General features: G+C 39.9%; 18 protein-coding genes and 1 pseudogene. All 19 read left to right on the top strand.

Features of this window, described 5'->3' with window-relative positions; genetic code table 11:
* Nucleotides 1–122: 122 nt before the first annotated feature.
* The 19 genes and pseudogenes from V7077_RS13475 to V7077_RS13390 all read left to right on the top strand — a co-directional run bounded on the left by V7077_RS13475 (nucleotide 123) and on the right by V7077_RS13390 (nucleotide 19,940).
* Nucleotides 123–1,535 (top strand): family 43 glycosylhydrolase, encoded by a 1,413-nt coding sequence (locus V7077_RS13475; RefSeq protein WP_335502319.1) that lies wholly within the window; start codon nucleotides 123–125, stop codon nucleotides 1,533–1,535.
* Nucleotides 1,536–1,635: 100 nt separating this feature from the next.
* Nucleotides 1,636–3,144 (top strand): arabinosylfuranosidase ArfA, encoded by a 1,509-nt coding sequence (arfA, locus tag V7077_RS13470; RefSeq protein WP_335502318.1) that lies wholly within the window; start codon nucleotides 1,636–1,638, stop codon nucleotides 3,142–3,144.
* An 88-nt stretch (nucleotides 3,145–3,232) separates the two neighbouring features.
* On the top strand, nucleotides 3,233–4,204 hold the full coding sequence (locus V7077_RS13465; RefSeq protein ID WP_335502315.1) for an aldo/keto reductase: 972 nt from the start codon (nucleotides 3,233–3,235) through the stop codon (nucleotides 4,202–4,204).
* Between the two features lie 154 nt (nucleotides 4,205–4,358).
* Nucleotides 4,359–5,363: an endo-1,4-beta-xylanase gene (locus tag V7077_RS13460; protein WP_335502483.1), complete on the top strand. Its 1,005-nt coding sequence runs from the start codon at nucleotides 4,359–4,361 to the stop codon at nucleotides 5,361–5,363.
* 105 nt (nucleotides 5,364–5,468) lie between these two features.
* Nucleotides 5,469–6,263, top strand: a complete 795-nt coding sequence (locus V7077_RS13455; RefSeq protein WP_335502313.1) for a Nif3-like dinuclear metal center hexameric protein — start codon at nucleotides 5,469–5,471, stop codon at nucleotides 6,261–6,263.
* Between the two features lie 47 nt (nucleotides 6,264–6,310).
* Nucleotides 6,311–6,616 (top strand): annotated as a pseudogene (locus tag V7077_RS13450) (mannonate dehydratase); the annotation flags it as partial.
* 28 nt (nucleotides 6,617–6,644) lie between these two features.
* The gene (locus V7077_RS27730; protein ID WP_420489650.1) at nucleotides 6,645–6,707 is read left to right on the top strand and encodes a hypothetical protein; all 63 of its coding nucleotides are present in this window, start codon (nucleotides 6,645–6,647) and stop codon (nucleotides 6,705–6,707) included.
* Nucleotides 6,708–6,773: 66 nt separating this feature from the next.
* Nucleotides 6,774–8,885 carry an alpha-glucuronidase family glycosyl hydrolase gene (locus V7077_RS13445; protein ID WP_335502311.1) on the top strand — a complete coding sequence of 704 codons (2,112 nt, stop codon included), beginning with the start codon at nucleotides 6,774–6,776 and terminating at the stop codon, nucleotides 8,883–8,885.
* Nucleotides 8,886–8,908: 23 nt separating this feature from the next.
* Nucleotides 8,909–10,282 (top strand): MATE family efflux transporter, encoded by a 1,374-nt coding sequence (locus V7077_RS13440; protein WP_335502309.1) that lies wholly within the window; start codon nucleotides 8,909–8,911, stop codon nucleotides 10,280–10,282.
* A 231-nt stretch (nucleotides 10,283–10,513) separates the two neighbouring features.
* The gene (locus V7077_RS13435) at nucleotides 10,514–11,515 is read left to right on the top strand and encodes a Gfo/Idh/MocA family protein (RefSeq protein WP_335502306.1); all 1,002 of its coding nucleotides are present in this window, start codon (nucleotides 10,514–10,516) and stop codon (nucleotides 11,513–11,515) included.
* Nucleotides 11,516–11,587: 72 nt separating this feature from the next.
* Nucleotides 11,588–12,568, top strand: a complete 981-nt coding sequence (locus V7077_RS13430) for an aldo/keto reductase (RefSeq protein ID WP_335502304.1) — start codon at nucleotides 11,588–11,590, stop codon at nucleotides 12,566–12,568.
* A 331-nt stretch (nucleotides 12,569–12,899) separates the two neighbouring features.
* Nucleotides 12,900–13,376 (top strand): VOC family protein, encoded by a 477-nt coding sequence (locus V7077_RS13425; RefSeq protein WP_335502302.1) that lies wholly within the window; start codon nucleotides 12,900–12,902, stop codon nucleotides 13,374–13,376.
* A gap of 44 nt (nucleotides 13,377–13,420) precedes the next feature.
* A complete protein-coding gene (locus V7077_RS13420) occupies nucleotides 13,421–14,116 on the top strand; it encodes an SDR family NAD(P)-dependent oxidoreductase (protein ID WP_335502300.1) in 696 nt (231 codons plus the stop codon).
* Between the two features lie 27 nt (nucleotides 14,117–14,143).
* The gene (locus V7077_RS13415; protein ID WP_335502298.1) at nucleotides 14,144–14,797 is read left to right on the top strand and encodes a ThuA domain-containing protein; all 654 of its coding nucleotides are present in this window, start codon (nucleotides 14,144–14,146) and stop codon (nucleotides 14,795–14,797) included.
* A gap of 99 nt (nucleotides 14,798–14,896) precedes the next feature.
* Entirely contained in the window at nucleotides 14,897–15,553 is a 657-nt protein-coding gene (locus V7077_RS13410) for an SGNH/GDSL hydrolase family protein (protein ID WP_335502296.1), read from the top strand.
* Nucleotides 15,554–15,582: 29 nt separating this feature from the next.
* Nucleotides 15,583–16,566, top strand: a complete 984-nt coding sequence (locus V7077_RS13405; RefSeq protein WP_335502294.1) for an aldo/keto reductase — start codon at nucleotides 15,583–15,585, stop codon at nucleotides 16,564–16,566.
* A 106-nt stretch (nucleotides 16,567–16,672) separates the two neighbouring features.
* Nucleotides 16,673–17,275, top strand: coding sequence for a polysaccharide deacetylase family protein (locus V7077_RS13400; protein WP_335502480.1), 603 nt, complete (start codon nucleotides 16,673–16,675; stop codon nucleotides 17,273–17,275).
* A 132-nt stretch (nucleotides 17,276–17,407) separates the two neighbouring features.
* Nucleotides 17,408–19,159, top strand: a complete 1,752-nt coding sequence (locus tag V7077_RS13395) for a sensor histidine kinase (protein ID WP_335502292.1) — start codon at nucleotides 17,408–17,410, stop codon at nucleotides 19,157–19,159.
* Nucleotides 19,152–19,940 carry a response regulator transcription factor gene (locus V7077_RS13390; RefSeq protein ID WP_335502290.1) on the top strand — a complete coding sequence of 263 codons (789 nt, stop codon included), beginning with the start codon at nucleotides 19,152–19,154 and terminating at the stop codon, nucleotides 19,938–19,940. Before V7077_RS13395 ends, V7077_RS13390 begins: the two co-directional genes overlap by 8 nt.
* The last annotated feature ends 75 nt before the right edge of the window (nucleotides 19,941–20,015 follow it).

Genomic DNA, 20,015 nt, shown 5'->3' with positions numbered 1-20,015 from the left:
AAAAATGGGACAATATGTCCCTTTTTTATTGAACATCTAGTGTTGAATGAAATAAAGAATATTTTGTAAAAAAATGAGGTATAAGCAAACTTATTATTAGGATACAAGGAGTGGAGTGACTAATGAAGCAAGGATTTAATCCTTATCTTCCACCTTGGGAATATATTCCTGATGGAGAACCATATGTTTTTAATAATCGAGTGTATGTGTATGGCTCTCATGACTGTTTTAACGGGCATGTCTTTTGCGTAAACGATTATGTGTGCTGGTCTGCACCGATGGATAATTTAGGTGATTGGCGGTATGAAGGCGTCATTTACAAAAAAACAGATGATCCACTCAATCCTGATGGCAGAATGTGTCTTTATGCACCGGACGTCACGGTGGGTCCAGATGGTCGATATTATCTCTATTATGTGCTTGACAAAGTTCCCATTGTGTCAGTAGCTGTCTGTGATTCGCCTGCAGGCCGTTACGAATTTTACGGTTATGTGCATTATCCAGATGGAACTCGTTTGGGGGAAAGAGAAGGCGACCAGCCTCAATTCGATCCAGGGGTCCTAACCGAAGGTGAGAAAACCTATTTGTACACCGGATTTTGTGCACCAGGTGACAAATCAAGAAAAGGTGCCATGGCGACGGTACTGGGTCTGGATATGCTTACCATTATGGAAGAACCAGTTTTTATTGCACCAAGTGAGCCCTACAGCAATGGCAGCGGGTACGAAGGACATGAGTTCTTTGAAGCACCGTCCATAAGGAAAAGAGGCAATACATATTATTTGATCTACTCCTCTATTCTCATGCATGAGCTTTGTTATGCGACAAGCAAGCATCCGACAGAAGGCTTTGTCTACCAGGGAGTCATCGTAAGCAATGCCGATCTTGGTATCGATACTTACAAACCAGCGGACAAGCCTATGTACTATGGTCACAATAATCATGGAAGCATTGTTGAAATTAATGGGAAATGGTACATCTTTTATCACAGGCATACCAACGGAACCGTTTACAGCAGGCAAGGCTGTGTTGAACCGATTGAGTTTAGAGACGATGGCACAATACCCCAAGTAGAGATGACATCCTGCGGGGCCAATGGAGGACCACTAGTGGGACGCGGGGAATATCCAGCTTATGTGGCATGCAATCTATTCTGTAAGGATGAGGAATTGTATTCGGGTACTCTCGGGGCATGGATGGACGGACGATTTCCGAAGGTTACACAGGATGGTAAGGATGGAGATAAAGAAATCGGATACATTGCGAATATGAGGGATACTGCTACAGCTGGTTTTAAATATTTCCAATGCGGCGTTATTCGAAAAGTCAAAATCAAGGTGCGTGGATATGCCAAAGGGAGTTTTGAAGTCAAAACAGCATGGAACGGGCCTGCCCTCGGAGAAATACCGGTTGATTTTACGAACATATGGACAGAATATTCCGCTGATATTACCATTCCGGACGGTATACAGGCGTTGTATTTTACTTATAAGGGGATCGGTAACGCAAGTCTCGCTTCTTTTACTTTGAAATAAATATACTTATGAGTAACCTCCTTTAAACTATGGAAAATAAGGGCATAGATACTGAATTCGTTAAAGTTTAAACTATCTTACTAATGAGAGGATGGAAAATATGGGACAAAAGGCAAAATTGATTCTTGAAAAGGATTTTAAAGTTTCTGAGATTGATAATCGTATCTACGGTTCTTTTATCGAACATCTAGGACGTGCCGTCTATGGCGGAATTTATCAGCCCGGTCATCCGCAGGCAGATGAAAATGGTTTCCGTCAGGATGTGATGGAAATGGTAAAGGAGCTTCAGGTTCCTATCATTCGTTATCCAGGTGGAAACTTTGTTTCTGGTTACAACTGGGAAGATGGCGTAGGACCAGTTGAAAATCGCCCACGCAGGCTTGATTTAGCCTGGCGCACTACTGAAACCAATGAAATTGGTACAAATGAGCTCATGAAATGGGCAAAGATGGTAAATGCGGATGTAAACATGGCTGTTAACTTAGGAACACGCGGGATTGATGCTGCAAGAAACCTTGTAGAATATTGCAACCATCCAGGCGGTTCTTATTATAGTGATTTGCGGATTTCACATGGGATTAAAGAACCGCATAAAATTAAAACTTGGTGCTTGGGTAATGAAATGGATGGTCCTTGGCAAATTGGCAGTAAAACTGCTGAAGAATATGGGCGGATTGCTGCCGAAGCAGCCAAGGTCATGAAGTGGGTTGACCCAACCATTGAACTTGTTGCATGCGGAAGCTCCGGCCGAGGCATGCCGACCTTTGCAGATTGGGAAGCAACTGTTTTGGATCACACCTATGATCATGTTGAATTTATTTCGCTTCATCAATATTACGGAAATCGTGATAATGACATCTCCAACTATTTGGCAATGACCCTCGAAATGGATGACTTTATCCGTTCAGTCATATCCATAGCCGATTATATTAAAGCGAAAAAACGAGGAAAGAAGAATATTAATCTTTCTTTTGATGAATGGAATGTGTGGTATCACAGTAATGATGCAGATAAGAAAATTGAACCTTGGAGCATTGCACCTCCGCAACTGGAAGATCATTATAATTTTGAGGATGCCCTATTGGTTGGATGTATGCTGATCACGTTATTAAAGCATGCTGACCGCATTAAAATTGCTTGTCTTGCCCAGTTGATCAATGTAATTGCACCTATTATGACAGAAGAAAATGGACCAGCCTGGAGGCAGACCATTTTCTATCCATATATGCACGCATCGGTATTTGGGCGCGGCGTTTCCTTGAATCCGATTATTTCAAGTCCAAAATATGATAGCAAGGATTTTACGGATGTACCTTATTTAGAATCAACAGCTGTATATAATGAAGAAAATGAACAGTTAACCATTTTTGCAGTAAACCGCCATTTAAAGGAAGGCTTGGAACTAGAGTGCGATATTCGTAATTTTGAAGGGTATGAGGTTGTGGAGCATATCGTGCTTGAAAACGAAGACTTAAAACTAACTAATTCGGCTAAGGGAACACCGGTTGCTCCTCATTCAAATGGTAATGCCTCGATTGAAAATGGTTTGGTTTCAGCTGTGTTGTCAAAATTGTCTTGGAATGTAATCCGGTTAGCAAAACGTAAATAGTTTCGAATCCAAATCCATAGTACAGTTCATTGGAAAAGGGAGTTTATGGCAGCGTAGAAATGATAGTAATAAAACTGGAGGAATACAAATGAATTACAGATTACTGGGAAAAACAAATTTAAAAGTTTCCGAGATAGGATATGGCGCCTGGGGTATAGGGAATACTGGATGGCAGGGAGCAAACGATGAAGAATCCATTAAGGCACTAAACAAAGCAATTGATCTCGGCCTGAATTTTATTGATACGGCCCTAGGTTATGGAAATGGCCACAGTGAACGTTTGGTTGGACAAATATTAAGAGAACGTCCAGAAACAATTTATGTATCAACCAAGATTCCTCCGAAAAATTTAAAATGGCCTGCTCCGGCTGGTATTCCTGCAGAAGAAGCCTTCCCGGCAGATCATATTATTTCCTGCACGGAAGAGAGCTTGCGCAATCTTGGTGTCGATACGATCGATGTCCAACAGTTCCACGTTTGGTCTGACGACTGGGTAAATCAAGGGGACTGGCTTGAAGCCATTAAAAAGTTGAAAGAGCAGGGGAAAATTAAATATTTTGGTGTTTCCATTAATGATCACCAGCCGGAAAATGCCATCAAGCTGATTGAGACAGGCGTAGTTGATACCATTCAGGTCATCTACAATATTTTTGAACAAAGACCGGAGGATAAGCTGTTCGCTGCATGTGAAAAAAATAATGTCGGTGTTATTGCCCGTGTACCTCTAGATGAAGGGGGACTAACCGGCAGGATCACCCCGGAAAGTCGATTTGAAGAGGGAGATTTCAGAAATCATTATTTTAAGGATGATAGGAAACTTGAAGTCTACAACCGGGTACAAGAAATCGTAACAGATCTTAACATTTCTATCGAAGATATAGCTGAAACTTCATTGAGATATATTTTAAGCCACCCAGTGGTTTCTACCGTTATACCCGGCATGCGTACGATCAAAAATGTCGAAAAAAACTGTAAGGTTGGAGACGGAAAAGGGCTTTCTCAAGAAGCGGTTACGAAGCTGAAAGCTCACAGGTGGATTCGTAATTTTTATCAGGCATAATTTTTGTTTAACCCATCTAAAAAAGTCTTTATTACCAAAGGATTTTACACGTCATTTACAACGGAGTAATAATTAATTCCTGCTTGTCATTATGACGGGCAGGCGGAGTCTCATCAAATATAGATGAAATATGTTAATAGGAGATGGATTAATGATGGCAAAGACAAGTGTTGAGGTTTCTTCTTTACAGAAAGTCTATGAAAGCTATTTTAATATTGGTGCAGCGGTTAACCTACGTACAATTGAAACACAACAGAATTTATTAGCAAAACATTTTAATAGTATTACAGCAGAAAATGATATGAAATTTGAGTTGCTACAACCGGAAGAGGGCAAATTTACATTTGAACGAGCCGATAAATTGGCAGCGTTCGCACAAACACACAGGATGAAGATGCGTGGGCATACTTTGGTATGGCACAATCAAACTCCTGACTGGGTTTTTGAGAATTCTAATGGAGAACAGGTTACTAGAGATCAATTGTTACAACGAATGAAAGACCATATGAACACGGTCATGCAAAGATATAAAGGACAAATTTACTGCTGGGATGTAGTCAATGAGGCAGTAACAGATGAAGGTCCAGAATTGTATAGAAAAACCAATTGGCTTGACATCATCGGCGAAGATTACATCGAAAAAGCTTTTGAATTTGCACATGCTGCTGACCCAGATGCATTGCTTTTTTACAATGATTATAATGAATCCAATCCAGGAAAACGGGAAAAGATTTATCAGCTTGTGAAATCATTGGTTGACAAAGGGGTCCCGATTCATGGAGTCGGTCTTCAGGCACACTGGAATTTAACAAACTCAAGCCTCGAGGACATTCGTGCGGCTATTGAACGTTATGCATCCCTTGGATTGAAACTGCAGCTGACAGAATTAGATATATCTGTGTTTAACCATGAAGACAAGCGCACGGACCTTATCGAACCGACAGCCGAAATGATTGAACTGCAGACCCAAAGATATCAACAGGTATTCGAATTACTTAGGGAATATCGTGGGGTCATTACGGCCGTAACGTTCTGGGGGGCGGCCGATGATTATACATGGTTAAATGATTTTCCAGTAAGAGGTCGTAAAAACTGGCCATTCTTATTTGATGAAAATCATCAGCCAAAAGAGGCTTTTTGGAAGGTTATTAACTTTTAAGAATTTCTAGTTTCACCAAAAGATAAATGTATATAGAAAGAGTTGCCTCAGACGATTTGGCAACTCTTTCTATTAAGGAAATTCTTTTTTAGAGTAGGTGAAAAAATGACATTAACCGTTAAAAATGTTTTGGATCGATTAATGGAGCCAGTGGACCAAATTCAAAATACTGTAGACATGCTCAAGTTCGGCCATCCAAACATGGAGGTCAAAGGAATTGCCACCACGTTTATGGCCACACAGCAAGTCATTGAGCGGACGATTGATCTAGGGGTCAATCTTTTAATTACCCATGAGGGCCTTTTTTATAGCCATATCGACAATCCAGAGTTATGGGAAGAAAGCACTGTCTTTTCTGAAAAACGTAGGATCATTAGAGAATCCGGGCTATCAATCTATCGGTTTCATGATTATGTACATCGCTACGAGCCAGATGGGATTATGGCTGGCTTGATAGAAGCCTTGGAATGGAAGGCATTTATAGAAAAGGACACCCCAACATCAACGATAGTTAAAATTCCTCCGATGTCTGTTAGGAAAATTGCTGAGTATGTCAAAGATAAGCTGGAAATTCAATTTGTACGTACAGTTGGAGAGCTATCTGATACTTGTACACGTATTGGATTGTTAGCAGGATATAGAGGGGGTGGAACTTTATCGATCCCGCTCTTTGAGAAGGAGGATGTAGATTTAATTATTTCAGGTGAAGGTCCAGAGTGGGAAACCCCCGAGTTTGTCAGGGATGCTGTCTATCAGGGGAAACGAAAAGCATTAATCGTGTTAGGACATGCTGAAAGCGAGGCACCTGGTATGAAATATTTAGCAAAATGGATCCAATCTGAATTCCCTGGCATTCCAGTCCATTTTATTCCTGAAAAACCACTTTTCAAAGTTGTATAATCGGCTTTTTATACGTGTTACTTATTTTTAAGGAGGAGTGATCCAATTTGAAAGTGGGCTTCAGATGGTATGGCGTGGGAAATGATACCGTCACTCTTAAAGCTATTAAACAAATACCTGGCGTTGAGACAATCGTTTGGGCGCTTCATGACATGCAGGCCGGCGAGGAATGGCCAATGGAACGAATCGAAGAAGTAAAATGGCAAGCCGATGAATATGGTTTTAATATCGATGTAGTAGAAAGTGTTAACGTACATGAAGATATTAAACTAGGGTACCCTACTCGGGACCATTACATAGAAAACTATAAACGCACGATTAAAAAACTGGCTAAAGTCGGAGTAAAGGTTATGGGATGAACAGTGCCGTCCTGGTTATGGGTTGTATGACCGGGCACTAGGTATCATGTACTTATTAGGCGCCTGGGATGCCTTCAGCCGATAAAAAAAAGAGTAATAGTACGACTCACTAACTTCCCCAAAAACCTATTTCAATGGAGGATGCCCTGTAATGGAAAATACAATCGATCATACTTGGAACAATCTAACCCAACAATACAAAGTAAACCATAAAGAAAGTTATTCCGCATGGCTTCAGTATAAAAAAGTTGAGGATCCTACCTTGGTAATGGAGTACCATCAACTCACTGCCCATATAGAAAGTTTTGCAGATTCCGTCGTCATAGAATCTGCACGAGATGAGCTTCGCACCGGCCTTTCTTCCATGCTAGAGGTTCATCCAGAAACATCATCGGGGACTAAACCAAATAATAGGATTGTATTAGTTACCAAGGCGGAATTAAATTTGTTAGAAAATAAGATTGAGGTAGATTTTAATCAAATCAATGATGACGGTTATTTTATCAAGACAGTTAAAACCAGTGAAAATACTACTATTTATCTAGTCGGCAAAAGAGATATAGGTGTCCTTTATGCCGCTTTTCATCTATTAAGATTGATCCAGAATCGGGAAAGCATAAATGATTTAAACATTGTGGAATCTCCTAAAAATCAATTAAGAATGATTAATCAGTGGGATAACATGGATGGCAGTATTGAACGCGGTTATGCTGGAAAGTCTATTTTTTACAAAGAAAATGTTTTTTCTGATGAACTAAATCGTATTCAAGATTATGCAAGATTGTTATCTTCTGTAGGGATCAATGCCATCGCCATTAATAATGTAAATGTCCACCAAGTGGAAACTAATTTAATTACTGCTAGCCTACTTCCTCGTGTAGTGGAGGTTGCCAGCATTTTTAGAGCTTATGGAATTAAAACATTTCTTAGTATTAATTATGCAAGTACGATTCAACTGGGGGATTTGGAAACGGCAGACCCGCTTGATCCTGAAGTGAAAGAATGGTGGAAAAATAAAGCCAAGGAAATTTACCAGTACATTCCTGATTTTGGAGGATTCCTCGTAAAAGCAGACTCCGAACACCGGCCTGGTCCATTTACTTATAACCGAAATCATGCAGATGGTGCAAATATGTTAGCTGAAGCATTAGAGCCATTTGGCGGTTTGGTTATTTGGAGATGTTTCGTCTATAACTGCATGCAGGATTGGCGTGATCGCTCAACCGATCGTGCAAGGGCTGCCTATGACCACTTTAAACCATTAGATGGAAAGTTCCATGAGAATGTGATCTTGCAGATTAAAAATGGACCGATGGATTTCCAGGTGCGGGAGGCGGTTTCCCCATTATTTGGTGCTATGCCGAAAACCAATCAAATGTTGGAGTTCCAAATCACCCAAGAATACACAGGGCAGCAAAAACATCTTTGTTACCTGGTTCCTCAGTGGAAGGATATCCTTGATTTTGACACCTTTGCAAATGGAGAAGGTTCACCCGTCAAACAGATCGTCGACGGTTCTTTGTTCCCGTACCGTTATTCAGGTATCGCAGCCGTTTCGAATATTGGGAATGACTACAACTGGACTGGACATACGTTAGCTCAAGCGAACCTATATGGTTTTGGCCGTTTAACATGGAACCCTGACCTTGAAGCAGAAACCATTACCAATGAATGGATTGGGCAAACATTCGGCCAAGATAAGATGGTTAACGAACTAATTAGTCAGATGCTTCTTAAAGCGTGGGAAATCTATGAACATTATACCTCACCACTTGGAGTTGGCTGGATGGTGAATCCGCATCATCACTATGGACCGAATGTCGATGGTTATGAATATTCGGTTTGGGGCACGTATCATTTTGCTGACTGCCATGGAATTGGTGTTGACCGCACTGTAAAAACAGGTACCGGTTATTCAGCACAGTATTTTAAAGAGAATGCCGACATGTATGAATCACTAGAAACCTGCCCGGATAAATTGTTATTGTTCTTCCACCATGTTCCCTATACACATAAGTTAAAATCAGGCGCTACCGTGATTCAGCATATTTACAATACCCACTTTGAAGGAGTTCGGGAAGCAGAGGAATTAAAAGAACGATGGACAAGATTAAAGGGAAGAATTGATTCCGAGCGTTATGAAGACATTTTAAATAGATTGGAAGAACAAGTATCACATTCTAAAGAGTGGCGCGATATCATTAACACGTATTTTTACAGAAAATCAGGCATCGCCGATGAACAAAATAGAAAAATCTATTAAGACGAGTTAAAGGTGGAGCTGTAATGGGAATTTCAAATAGCCAGGGAGCGGCGCCGCAAATAAGTTTGCTTAAGCTAACATGGCCCATTTTTATTGAACTGTTTCTTCAAGTGGTTATGGGCAGCACGGATACGATTATGTTGTCCCATATTTCTGATGATGCGGTAGCCGCAGTTGGGGTATCAAATCAACTTGTTTTCTTTACCATTCTTATCTTTAATTTTGTTTCAATGGGGACCGCTGTAGTCCTCTCCCAGTATTTAGGAGCGGGCCTGCGTGAACAAGCTAAGATCGTAACGACCATGTCAATCAAGCTAAATTTCATCATGGGTTTTATTATCAGTATCATCATGGTCATTTTTAAAAGCGAATTTTTGGCATTTTTTCATCTTCCAGAACATCTTGCCGGGTTAGGAAAGCAGTATCTTTCCATTGTTGGCGGAACTCTTTTTATTCAGGCATTATTGCAAACCGTCTCTTCTATTTTAAGGGCGAATGGCTACACGCGAGATGCGATGTTTGTGTCAATGTTCATGAACGTTGTTCATTTAGCGATCAACAGTATTTTGATTTTTGGTTTATTGGGATTCCCACAACTAGGTGTGAAGGGGACGGCCATCTCAACTGGAATAAGCAGAACAGCAGCCCTATTGGTGATTCTCGTGATTATGTATAAACGGATTCCAATGAATATTAAGTTAAAAGATTATCTAACAAATGATAGTACACAAGTAAAAAAAATCATAAACATTGGTATTCCGGCTGCTAGTGAACAACTCTGTTACAACGCCAGTCAGTTAGTGATCACGTCGATGATCGCTATTCTTGGTGCTGCTGCCTTAACCACCCGTGTTTATACACAAAGTGTTAATTCTTATATTGTTCTATTTGGCTTGGCCATGGGGCAGGGAACACAGATTTTAATAGGTTATAAGGTAGGTGCCCGTGATTTTGATGGTGCCTATCGCCAATTATTAACTAGTTTAAAATACAGCTTTATTCTCACCTTTACGGTTGCTGTATTTATTTGTTTCTTCCGGGAATCTCTGCTTTCAATTTTTACGGATAATAAAGAGATTATTTCGATGGGAAGCAAATTATTATTGTTTTGCTTCATTTTGGAGCCGGGCCGAACGTTTAACTTGGTCGTCATTAGTTCACTAAGGGCAGCCGGTGATACTACCATCTCCGTTAAAATGGCCGTTATCTCGATGTGGGGGATTTGCGTGCCGCTGGCTTACTTTCTAGGTATTCATCTTGGATTGGGACTGCCGGGGTTTTGGATCGCGTTTATTGTAGATGAGTGGGTAAGAGGGATTACCATGTTCTTTAGATGGAGAAGCAGGGCATGGGAGAAAAAAGTCTTGGTTCAAAATCAAGTTTCACCAACTGCCTAAAAAAGAATGATCGAAAAATTTTCATCCTCTTAAAAAGGCGGAGATGTTTTATGGAAATAGGTAAAAATTAATGAAAAAGAGAGAGATTAGAAGGAACATGTTAGGACATGAAGAATATATAAGCTTAGTCTCCTTGTTTTGCTTTGTAAAGATAGGTCAAAAATATCTATTTTTATACACTTAATTCGGACGTCCAACAAACATAACGGTTGGTGAATAGGAGGAAATCAAATGAAAGAGAAGCTGCGCTGGGGAGTCTTAGGATGCGCCAATATTGCCATCCATTCTGTTATTCCAGCTATTAAAAACTCTGAATCTAGTGTGGTGCTTGCGATTGCCAGCCGGAGTTTAGAGAAAGCAAGGTCGACTGCTGCTGAATTAGGCATTGAAAGATCATATGGTAGTTATGATGCACTTTTGCAAGATCCTGATATCGACGCGGTTTACATTCCGCTGCCTAATCATCTGCATAAAGAATGGACCATAAAAGCCGCAAAAGCAGGTAAGCATGTTTTATGTGAAAAGCCGCTAGCGCTAAATCAGGAAGAAGCTAGCGAGATGGTTACGGCATGCAAAGAGGCGGGGGTCAAATTGGGCGAAGCATTTATGTACCGTTATCACCCTCGGTATGAACGAATTAAGGAAATTTTAAATTCCGGAGAAATAGGAACCATTCGCGGACTGCATGGGAGCTTTACCTTTAATAATGCCGAAGACAAAGACAATGTCCGCTACCGTGCAGAATGGGGCGGAGGTTCTATATATGATGTCGGCTGTTATCCAATTAGTGCGGCCCGATTGTTGCTGGAGCAGGAACCAGAAGCGGTTACCGTTCAAGCCTTTTTTTCACCTGAACATGACAATGTCGACATGATGGTTACAGGCTTAATCGAATTTCCCAATCAACTTGGTGTAACGTTCATGTGCGGCATGTGGGCCAATTTTCAAAACACATTGCAAATCGTAGGAACAAAGGGGAAGATTGATGTTTCAAACGCATTTATAGTGAATTCCAATTTAGGGGGAAGCTTTACTGTAACTGTAGATGGAGAGACACGGACCGAACCAGTTGAGGAGTTTAACCAGTATACCCTCCAGGTAGATGAATTTGCCGAAAGTATTCTTGCTGGCACATCTCTTCGTTTTCCATCCGAAGATTCGATTAAAAATATGAAAGTCATCGATGCGTGTTTATTATCCGCAAAAAATAAACAACGTGTGTCACTTACTTAAGACTAGAATTTTATTCCTAAGGAGATATTAAAATAGTAAACCATTAAGCTTTTATATGAGGAGGAATCACGCTTGGAATATACTACATTGGGAAGAACCGGATTGAAAGTTAGCCGCCTATGTCTCGGGACCATGAATTTTGGTGTAGATACAGAAGAAAAAGAAGCATTTCGCATCATGGATGCGGCGTTGGATGCAGGAATTAACTTCTTTGATACAGCCAATGTATATGGCTGGGGCGAAAATGCTGGAAGAACAGAGGAGATCATTGGACGCTGGTTTGCTCAGGGAGGCGGCCGCAGGGAGAGAGTAGTCCTTGCCACAAAAGTATTTGGAGAGATGCACAATCCGCTAGAGGGTCCGAACAATACTCCTGGATTATCTGCATTTAAGATTCGACGGCACTTGGAAGATTCACTGCGCCGTCTGCAAACCGATCATATTGAACTCTATCAAATGCACCATGTTGACTGGAAAGTCAGTTGGGCTGAAATTTGGGGAGCATTTGAGTTGGCGGTTCAGCAAGGAAAAGCCGGATATATAGGAGCAAGCAATTTTCCGGGGTGGAAACTAATGGAGGCGCAAAAAGAAGCTGAATCACGCCATTTCCTCGGGCTGGTTTCTGAACAGCATAAATACAATTTAAATTGCCGTCTTCCGGAATTGGAAGTGTTACCTGCCGCACAGCATTTAGGGATTGGAGTGATTCCTTGGAGCCCGCTTGATGGTGGATTGTTGGGAGGGAATGCTTTAAAGAAGCAGCCTGGAACAAGAAGCGGCAGAGATGCTGCTAGAATCGAGAAGCACAGAATTCAATTAGAACAATTTTCTGGTCTTTGCAGGGAACTGGGTGTAAGAGAAGATACAGTGGCGTTAGCATGGCTGCTTGCAAATCCTGCTGTAACTGCGCCTATTATTGGCTGCCGGACAATGGAGCAGTTTGAGCAATCGCTCCGCGCAGTTGAAGTAGTATTGAATGAGGAAGTATTGAACCGTTTAGACGAAATATTCCCTGGACCCGGAGGACAAGCACCTGAAGCATACGCTTGGTAATCATTGATAAGAAGTACAAGGAATCTTTTAATGGGCCGTTTTAGAAGCGTTGCTTAATCAAGCTTTTGGACACGGTCCATTCCTAGATTATATTTTTTTAAAAACTTAGTTTGTTGAATGCGCAAACAAACTAGAGGGTGATATAATGAAATTAGTTTTTTAAAGCATTGGTTATTTGAGTTTAACAGAAGCCCCTCATGTATATAAGCACAATGACTATTATTATTTGAGGACTGCTGTGAAGGAAACCATTATCAAGATTATGATCCAACGAGATAAGAAAAATGTATAGGCATCTGAATCAAACTAAATATCGAAAAGAGGGAATTTGATGACTAATAAAGATCAAGTTGCAGAGAAAAATATACTCGGTACGAATGTCATTGCTCAAATTGGAATCCTTGTTCATGATATTGAAAAAACCAGTCAAGCGTATGCCGATTTTTTTGGTGTGGAAAACCCGGGCTGGAGTCTTACCGATACGGTGGATAAAGCGGAAACTGAATATAACGGGAACTCAACCGAAGCACGTGCAAAACTCGCATTCTTTGATATGGGGTCTCTTCAATTAGAATTAATTGAACCAGACCAGCATCCAAGTACATGGAGAGAATATCTCGACGAGCATGGTGAAGGTCCCCATCATATTGCGTTCATTATAAAAGGCATGAAAGAAAAAATTACTTTAATGGAAAGAAACCAAATGCCGTTAATGCAAAAGGGCGAGTACACCGGAGGAAGGTATGCATACATGGATACCTTTAAGGATTTGAAAATTATTTTAGAGCTATTAGAAAATGACAATTAAACAAGAGACTCTCTACTAAATTTTCACAGGACGGTGAATAGAATATGAGGATTTTGGTTACAGGTGCCAATCGAGGCTTAGGGCTTTCGCTCGCTAAATTAGGGGCAGAAAAAGGACACCATATTATTGCAGGAGTCAGGGATCCAGAACAAGGAAGAGAAAAATTATCTGATCTTGAATTCTCAAAGTCTATTACCATTGTTCCATTAGATGTGACAAAAGAAGATTCTGTTAGACAAGCTGCTAGTTTTGTCAAAGAGCAATTTGGAACCATTGATGCGATTATTAATAACGCTGGAATCCTATTGGGACGAGATAAACAAATAGAAGATTTAGATCTAGAGCAAGTTCAAATATCCTTTGATATCAATCTATTTGGTCCAATGAGAGTTGTTAAATATTTCCTCCCTTTACTGTTATTGGGCAACAGTTCATCGATTATCAATATTTCTTCTGAAGCGGGAAGTATTGAAAATGCTTATGGTGGAGATTATGCTTATGCTGCATCTAAAACAGCCCTAAATATGTTTTCTCAACAATTGAGTAAACATGTGAATGGGAAAAACATTCAGGTTTATGCTGTTCATCCTGGATGGATCCAGACAGACATGGGTGGTATAAATGCCCCTGGAAATCCTGATGATACAGCAAATGGAATTTTTGAGCTTATTGAACAAAGACCATCAATAGAAAGTAAATATGTGTTCATTGATTTTAAAGGAAACCCTATGCCAATTTAATTAAACAAAATTTGTGAGGGATAGCGAATGGTAAAATTGCTGGCAATTTTAGGAGATTATTATCACCCGGCAGACTGGGCTAAAGAGTCGCTTGAGGAGGCGGTTCGAACCAATTTGGGAGGTGAAGATGTTCAACTCATTTTTGGTTCCTATGAAACATTAAAAGATGAGCTTTTAAATCAGCCAGATGGGGTCATTCTTTTTAAAGAGAATCGCTTAAACCCGACGGATGAAATCGTAAAGGATTGGATGACAGAGGATCTTGCTACAGAGATTACTAGATATGTATCGAATGGCGGAGGATGGTTGGCTTGGCACTCTGGTTTAGCATCCTATTCTTCTGAAAGCGGCTACACCAAGATGTTAAGAGGCTTATTTCTTCATCATCCAGAAAAGCATCAGATCGTAAAGTATTCTACTGTAGAAAAAGATTCATTCCTTCCTGGTCCATCTTACTTTGAATTTTCGGATGAACATTATTTCGTCCAGTGTGATGAGGCTAATACCCATGTCTTTTTACAATCGGAATCCATTGATGGTCAAGCTGTAGCGGGTTGGTCACATTCTTTTGGAGCGGGAAGGGTATGTTGTTTAACACCCGCTCATACCAAACAGGGTCTGTTGAGTCAGGAATTTTTGAACATTTTGGGAAGTTGTATCAATTGGATTACCTCAAGGTAAGAGCTTGCTAAAAATTAGTTAAAAAGTGATTTAGGGTAGGTATTATTCGCATGAATTATTTTGGTGTGTGTCATGTTAATTGATATGGAGGAAAAATGAATGAGGCTTGAAGCAGCTCAGAAACTATTATTTATTGGTGATTCTGTAACGGATTGTGAGAGAGCGAACCCTGAAGGAGAAGGGTTATTTGGTGCCTTAGGGAAAGGATATGTGGCAAAGGTGGATGCACTTCTGCAGGCCGTTTATCCGGAATTGGGCATTCGGGTGGTGAACAAAGGAATCAGTGGGAATACCGTTCGTGATTTAAAGAACAGATGGCAGGAGGATGTCCTTGATCAAAAACCCGACTGGTTATCGATTATGATCGGTATCAACGATGTTTGGCGGCAGTATGATACGCCTTTTATTAAAGAATGGCATGTCTATGCTGACGAATACGAGGAAACACTGCGTAAGCTTGTGACAGAAACGAAGCCGCTCACAAAGGGTCTTGTCCTGATGACTCCATTTTACTTGGAAAGCAATGAACAGGACCAGATGCGCAAAACGATGGACCAATATGGACAAATCGTTCAAAAAATTGCCGAAGAGACTGGCAGTTTATTTGTAGATACACAAGCTGCTTTTAATGAAGTATTAAAAGAGCTCTACCCGGCGACCATTGCCTGGGATCGTGTTCATCCATCCGCTGCAGGACATATGATATTGGCTAGGGCATTCTTGCAGGAAATCGGGTTTAAATGGGACCGCGCTTAAACTAATTATTTTTTAATGGAGATGAAGAAATGAACTATCGTGAATTAGGAAATACAGGAATCAAGATCAGTGAAGTCAGCTTCGGAACTTGGGCGATCGGCGGCTCATGGGGGAAGACAAGCGACGAAGAAGCCTTAAAATCATTGAATTATGCAATTGGACAAGGTGTAAACTTCTTTGATACAGCCGATGTTTATGGGGACGGCCATAGTGAAGAGCTATTGGCCAAAGCAACAAAGGGTCGTGAGGATCAAATCCATATCGCAACTAAGTTTTGCCGGCAGGGAGATATCTTTGATCCCAATAACTACAGCTATGAAAAGGTAAGTGCTTATTGTGAAGACAGTCTCCGCCGCTTGAAGCGGGAAGCAATCGATTTGTATCAAATTCATTGCCCGGCAACTGAATTATTGCGGGATGGCAGTGTATTTGAAGTACTTGATCGATTGAAGCAAGAAGGGAAAATTAAGCAATACGGGGTTAGTGTGGAAACCGTCGAAGAAGGCTTAATTTGTTTGGAAAACCCAAATGTAAAAAGCCTTCAGATTATTTTTAATATCTTTCGGCAGAAACCATTAGAGAATTTAATCCCCGAGGCCTATCAAAAAGGCGTAGGGCTTCTCGTTAGATTACCACTGGCAAGCGGACTGCTTACGGGGAAATTCACAAATAATCATCAATTTGAAGCGGATGACCATCGCCGTTTTAATGAAAATGGAGAGGCCTTCAATGTAGGAGAAACGTTTGCAGGGCTTGGCTTTCAAAAGGGTGTGGAATTAGCTGATCAGCTTAAATGGATTTCAGAGGGACGGAATTCTATGGCAAGTGCGGCCCTTCGCTGGATTTTGGACCACAAGGAGATTACTTGCATTATTCCGGGCTTTAAAAATGTAAAACAAGTCGAGGATAATCTATTAGCAATGGAAACAAAGTCATTTTCTGAAGAGGAAAAACATAAACTCCAAAACTTTTATCAGGAAAAAGTAAAGAGTTATATTAGAGGAGCATATTAAAAACCTCTTAGCCCCAAGTGTACAGACCTTAACTAGGGGCTACCTTAGTGTGTAATTGTGATTGATAAAACTTATACTAGGAGTGAGTCCATTGGCAGAGTTAACTATGATTAACGAAGTTTCTACATCACAAAAGGCAGTTGCTATTACGTTCGATGATGGTCCGAATCCGAGTTATACACCGGAAGTGTTGGATATTTTTGCAAAGGCAGAAGGAAAAGCAACATTTTTTATGATTGGTGAACAAATGGAAAAAAATCCTGATATAGTAAGACAAGTGGCGGAACAAGGACATGAAATTGGCAATCATACGTTTTCCCATCCTAAATTATCGGAGTTAAGTCCTGCTGACTGCTTATTGGAAATTGAACGAAATGAGAAGATAATTCAAGAATTGACCGGACAACCCCCCTTTGTCTTCCGGCCTCCTTATTTAGACTATAATAATGATACGATTTCAATCTTAAAGGGTAAGGGATATCCAATGATTGGGGCATTAAATATGGAGGCCCAAGACTGGGAGCAGCCTGGAGTAGAACATATTCTTTCAGCCTCAAGAAAGTGTGTGAGAAATGGCAGTATTTTAATCTTTCATGACGGCTATGGAGATCGTTCTCAAACGATACAAGCGGTTAAGAAGCTTGTCTTCGAGCTTAAATCTGGAGGTTATCAGCTTCTAACCGTAAGTGAGTTATTAAACTTAGACTAGGTATATTTATAGTAAAAAGGGGTCGGAAAATTACTAAATTTTTCTGGTCCTTTTTTTTGCTGTTTTCACTTATTTTTATACTAAAATAAGTTATGATTATACTAAAAAAGAATATTGGTAGAAGGTGGCCAAATGCTTTCAAAATTGCAGAGATGGAATACAATGAGAAATCAAATTTTAGTCGTGTTTTTAATTGTCATGGCTATTGTTTTATTAATCGTTGGCAGTTTAACTTTTAATCAGGTTTCCAATATGCTGAACAATAATGGAGAAAAGCAAATACAGCAAACGGCCATAGAGGCAAACGGAAGATTGGAATCACTATATGAACAAGTGAATACGGCCTCAAAACTGGTCATGACGAATGATAAAATTCAAGGGATCCTATCAAAAGCATATTTAGACAGAAAAGTAAGTTTTTCTGATCTTCAAGAAGCAAAAGGAACGGTTAATACCATTCAAGCTAATACGGAAGGTATTTTCTCATTCGAGATTTTTACGAAAGATCAGAATCGCTTGTTACCAAATGATGACTCTAAGTTAGCTGTCCGCATTGGCAAGCGGTGGATCACGCAGGCCGAGGAAGCAAAGGGCCGTTTAGTTTGGATAGGAGAAGACCCTCTCAATTCTGATTATATTTTAGCCCTTAGACAAGTGAATCTCATGGGGAATGACTATGGGAAGGGTGGTTATCTCCTTATTAGGGTTTATCATAGCTATTTTCAATTTGCAAACCAAGACAATAATAGTATTAATCAATATTCTATATTACTAGACAAAAATTTAAAGCCGATTTTGTCAAACTATACTGGTTCGCCTGCCCCGATTATAAACAATGATAAATCAATTATTTCACTAAACCATAAAGATTATATGGTTACAAAACAAGCTTCGAAAAATACCGGATGGACGCTTATTATTTTAACCCCTGTTAAAGCGCTTACCAAAGGGATTAATGTCTTGAGAATGGGGATTATTTTTTCAGGAATCATAGGGCTTTTTATCTTTTTTATCAGTTCATTATTTCTATCAACCATCATTACAAGACCTATTATTAAACTGACAAAGACGATGCAAAAAGCAAGTGAAGGTTCTTTATCTTTGAATCCTTATGTCCCATCTGTTAATGAAATAAATGAACTGAATATTACCTATAACCAACTTGTTAAAGAAACCAATCATCTCATAAAAATGGTTTATCAAAAAGAAATTATTCGCAGTCAAAGTGAACTAAAGGCACTGCAGGCACAGATTAATCCACATTTTCTTTTTAATACCTTAGACGCTCTCAGATGGTCACTGGATGATAAAGAAGAAGAGGAGCTTGCCGACCTTGTCATTGCGATGTCTAACTTATTTCGTTATACCATCACCAAGCAGTCCGATAGTGATTGGGTATCAATCAAGGAAGAAATCAAACATATTGAAGATTATCTGGATATTATGAAAATGCGTTTTGGCGACCAGTTAAATTGGAAATTGAATATTGCTTCAGAGTGGAATGAGGTTAAGATACCAAAATTATTAATACAGCCTTTGGTGGAGAATGCGGTCCTTCATGGGGCTGGAAATACGGTCAAGCCATGTACGGTTACGGTCTCGATTCAACCTTCAGCCGATTCTAAATACCTCGAAATACTTGTACACGATGATGGTCCTGGCATGAATCAGGAAAAGTTAGACATTGTAAAACACTCCATGAAGGAAGGGGGAGGCCCCTCCTTAAAAGGAAATGGGATGGCGATATCCAATGTTTTTAAACGCCTTCTATTATACTATCATGCTCATTTAAAAAGGGGATTAACGATTTCAAGTGAGGTAAATAAAGGTACAACGATTTCTTTTGAAATTCCCGTGAAAATGGAGGAGAGCCAAGTTGTATAGACGAACGATTTTAATAGTTGATGATGAACCAAGAACCCGGCAAGGTCTTAAGAAGACATTGGATACCTGGGCAAAAGGGGAATACCAAATAATAACGGCTGCAAATGCGGAGGAAACAATCGAAATTATGCGTCAGCAAAAGATTGATATCCTCTTAACAGACATTCGTATGCCGGAAATGACTGGTTTAGAGCTCTTAAAAGTAATCAAAGAGCAAAATATGTCACCTGTTATTATTGTTATTTCTGCGTATTCGGAATTCGAATATGCCCATGAGGCTCTTCGGCTCGGGGTTATTAACTATTTATTAAAACCAATTAGCAAAAATAATCTAATTGAAGCAGTGGAGGATGCCGTGAAGGCTGTGGAGAAACAAGAACGGGCAGGAATGATTGAAAAAGTGGTGGATACTAAACTTGTTGATGTAAACACCCAAAATCCTTCCAATCGGCTGCCAATCCGGGAAGCGCTCGATTATATTAATCAACATTTGAAAAATGAACTTTCCCAAAAGGAAGTTGCAGACCATGTTCACTTAAATCCAAGTTATTTAAGTGTATTATTTAAGGATCATGTTAAACTGACTTTCAGTGAATATGTAACAAGAAGGAGAATCCAACGCGCCAAGGAGTTATTAATGTCAACTAATCTTCCGATTGCTGATATCGCAGAGGAATCAGGTTACAAAACGGCTAAATATTTTATTAAGATTTTTAAGGAAATGGAAGGAGAAACACCTAGCGCCTATCGTAAAAATTATAATGAAAAGGCTGTCCAATAATTTTGTTTCACTTTCCTAAGACCTATTTTCTAACTATCTGAATACTTACCTATCAATCTAAACACTCAAGATAAT

Origin of the sequence: Neobacillus vireti, assembly GCF_036962465.1 — a bacterium.
Classification (GTDB): domain Bacteria; phylum Bacillota; class Bacilli; order Bacillales; family Cytobacillaceae; genus Neobacillus; species Neobacillus vireti_B.
This window is presented reverse-complemented; position numbering and strand designations above follow the sequence as displayed.

Coding starts and splice junctions, on each gene's coding strand:
- V7077_RS13475 (WP_335502319.1), top strand. CDS start 123: ATGAAGCAAGGATTTAATCCTTATCTTCCACCTTGGGAATATATTCCT.
- arfA (WP_335502318.1), top strand. CDS start 1,636: ATGGGACAAAAGGCAAAATTGATTCTTGAAAAGGATTTTAAAGTTTCT.
- V7077_RS13465 (WP_335502315.1), top strand. CDS start 3,233: ATGAATTACAGATTACTGGGAAAAACAAATTTAAAAGTTTCCGAGATA.
- V7077_RS13460 (WP_335502483.1), top strand. CDS start 4,359: ATGGCAAAGACAAGTGTTGAGGTTTCTTCTTTACAGAAAGTCTATGAA.
- V7077_RS13455 (WP_335502313.1), top strand. CDS start 5,469: ATGACATTAACCGTTAAAAATGTTTTGGATCGATTAATGGAGCCAGTG.
- V7077_RS13445 (WP_335502311.1), top strand. CDS start 6,774: ATGGAAAATACAATCGATCATACTTGGAACAATCTAACCCAACAATAC.
- V7077_RS13440 (WP_335502309.1), top strand. CDS start 8,909: ATGGGAATTTCAAATAGCCAGGGAGCGGCGCCGCAAATAAGTTTGCTT.
- V7077_RS13435 (WP_335502306.1), top strand. CDS start 10,514: ATGAAAGAGAAGCTGCGCTGGGGAGTCTTAGGATGCGCCAATATTGCC.
- V7077_RS13425 (WP_335502302.1), top strand. CDS start 12,900: ATGACTAATAAAGATCAAGTTGCAGAGAAAAATATACTCGGTACGAAT.
- V7077_RS13420 (WP_335502300.1), top strand. CDS start 13,421: ATGAGGATTTTGGTTACAGGTGCCAATCGAGGCTTAGGGCTTTCGCTC.
- V7077_RS13415 (WP_335502298.1), top strand. CDS start 14,144: ATGGTAAAATTGCTGGCAATTTTAGGAGATTATTATCACCCGGCAGAC.
- V7077_RS13410 (WP_335502296.1), top strand. CDS start 14,897: ATGAGGCTTGAAGCAGCTCAGAAACTATTATTTATTGGTGATTCTGTA.
- V7077_RS13405 (WP_335502294.1), top strand. CDS start 15,583: ATGAACTATCGTGAATTAGGAAATACAGGAATCAAGATCAGTGAAGTC.
- V7077_RS13400 (WP_335502480.1), top strand. CDS start 16,673: ATGATTAACGAAGTTTCTACATCACAAAAGGCAGTTGCTATTACGTTC.
- V7077_RS13395 (WP_335502292.1), top strand. CDS start 17,408: ATGCTTTCAAAATTGCAGAGATGGAATACAATGAGAAATCAAATTTTA.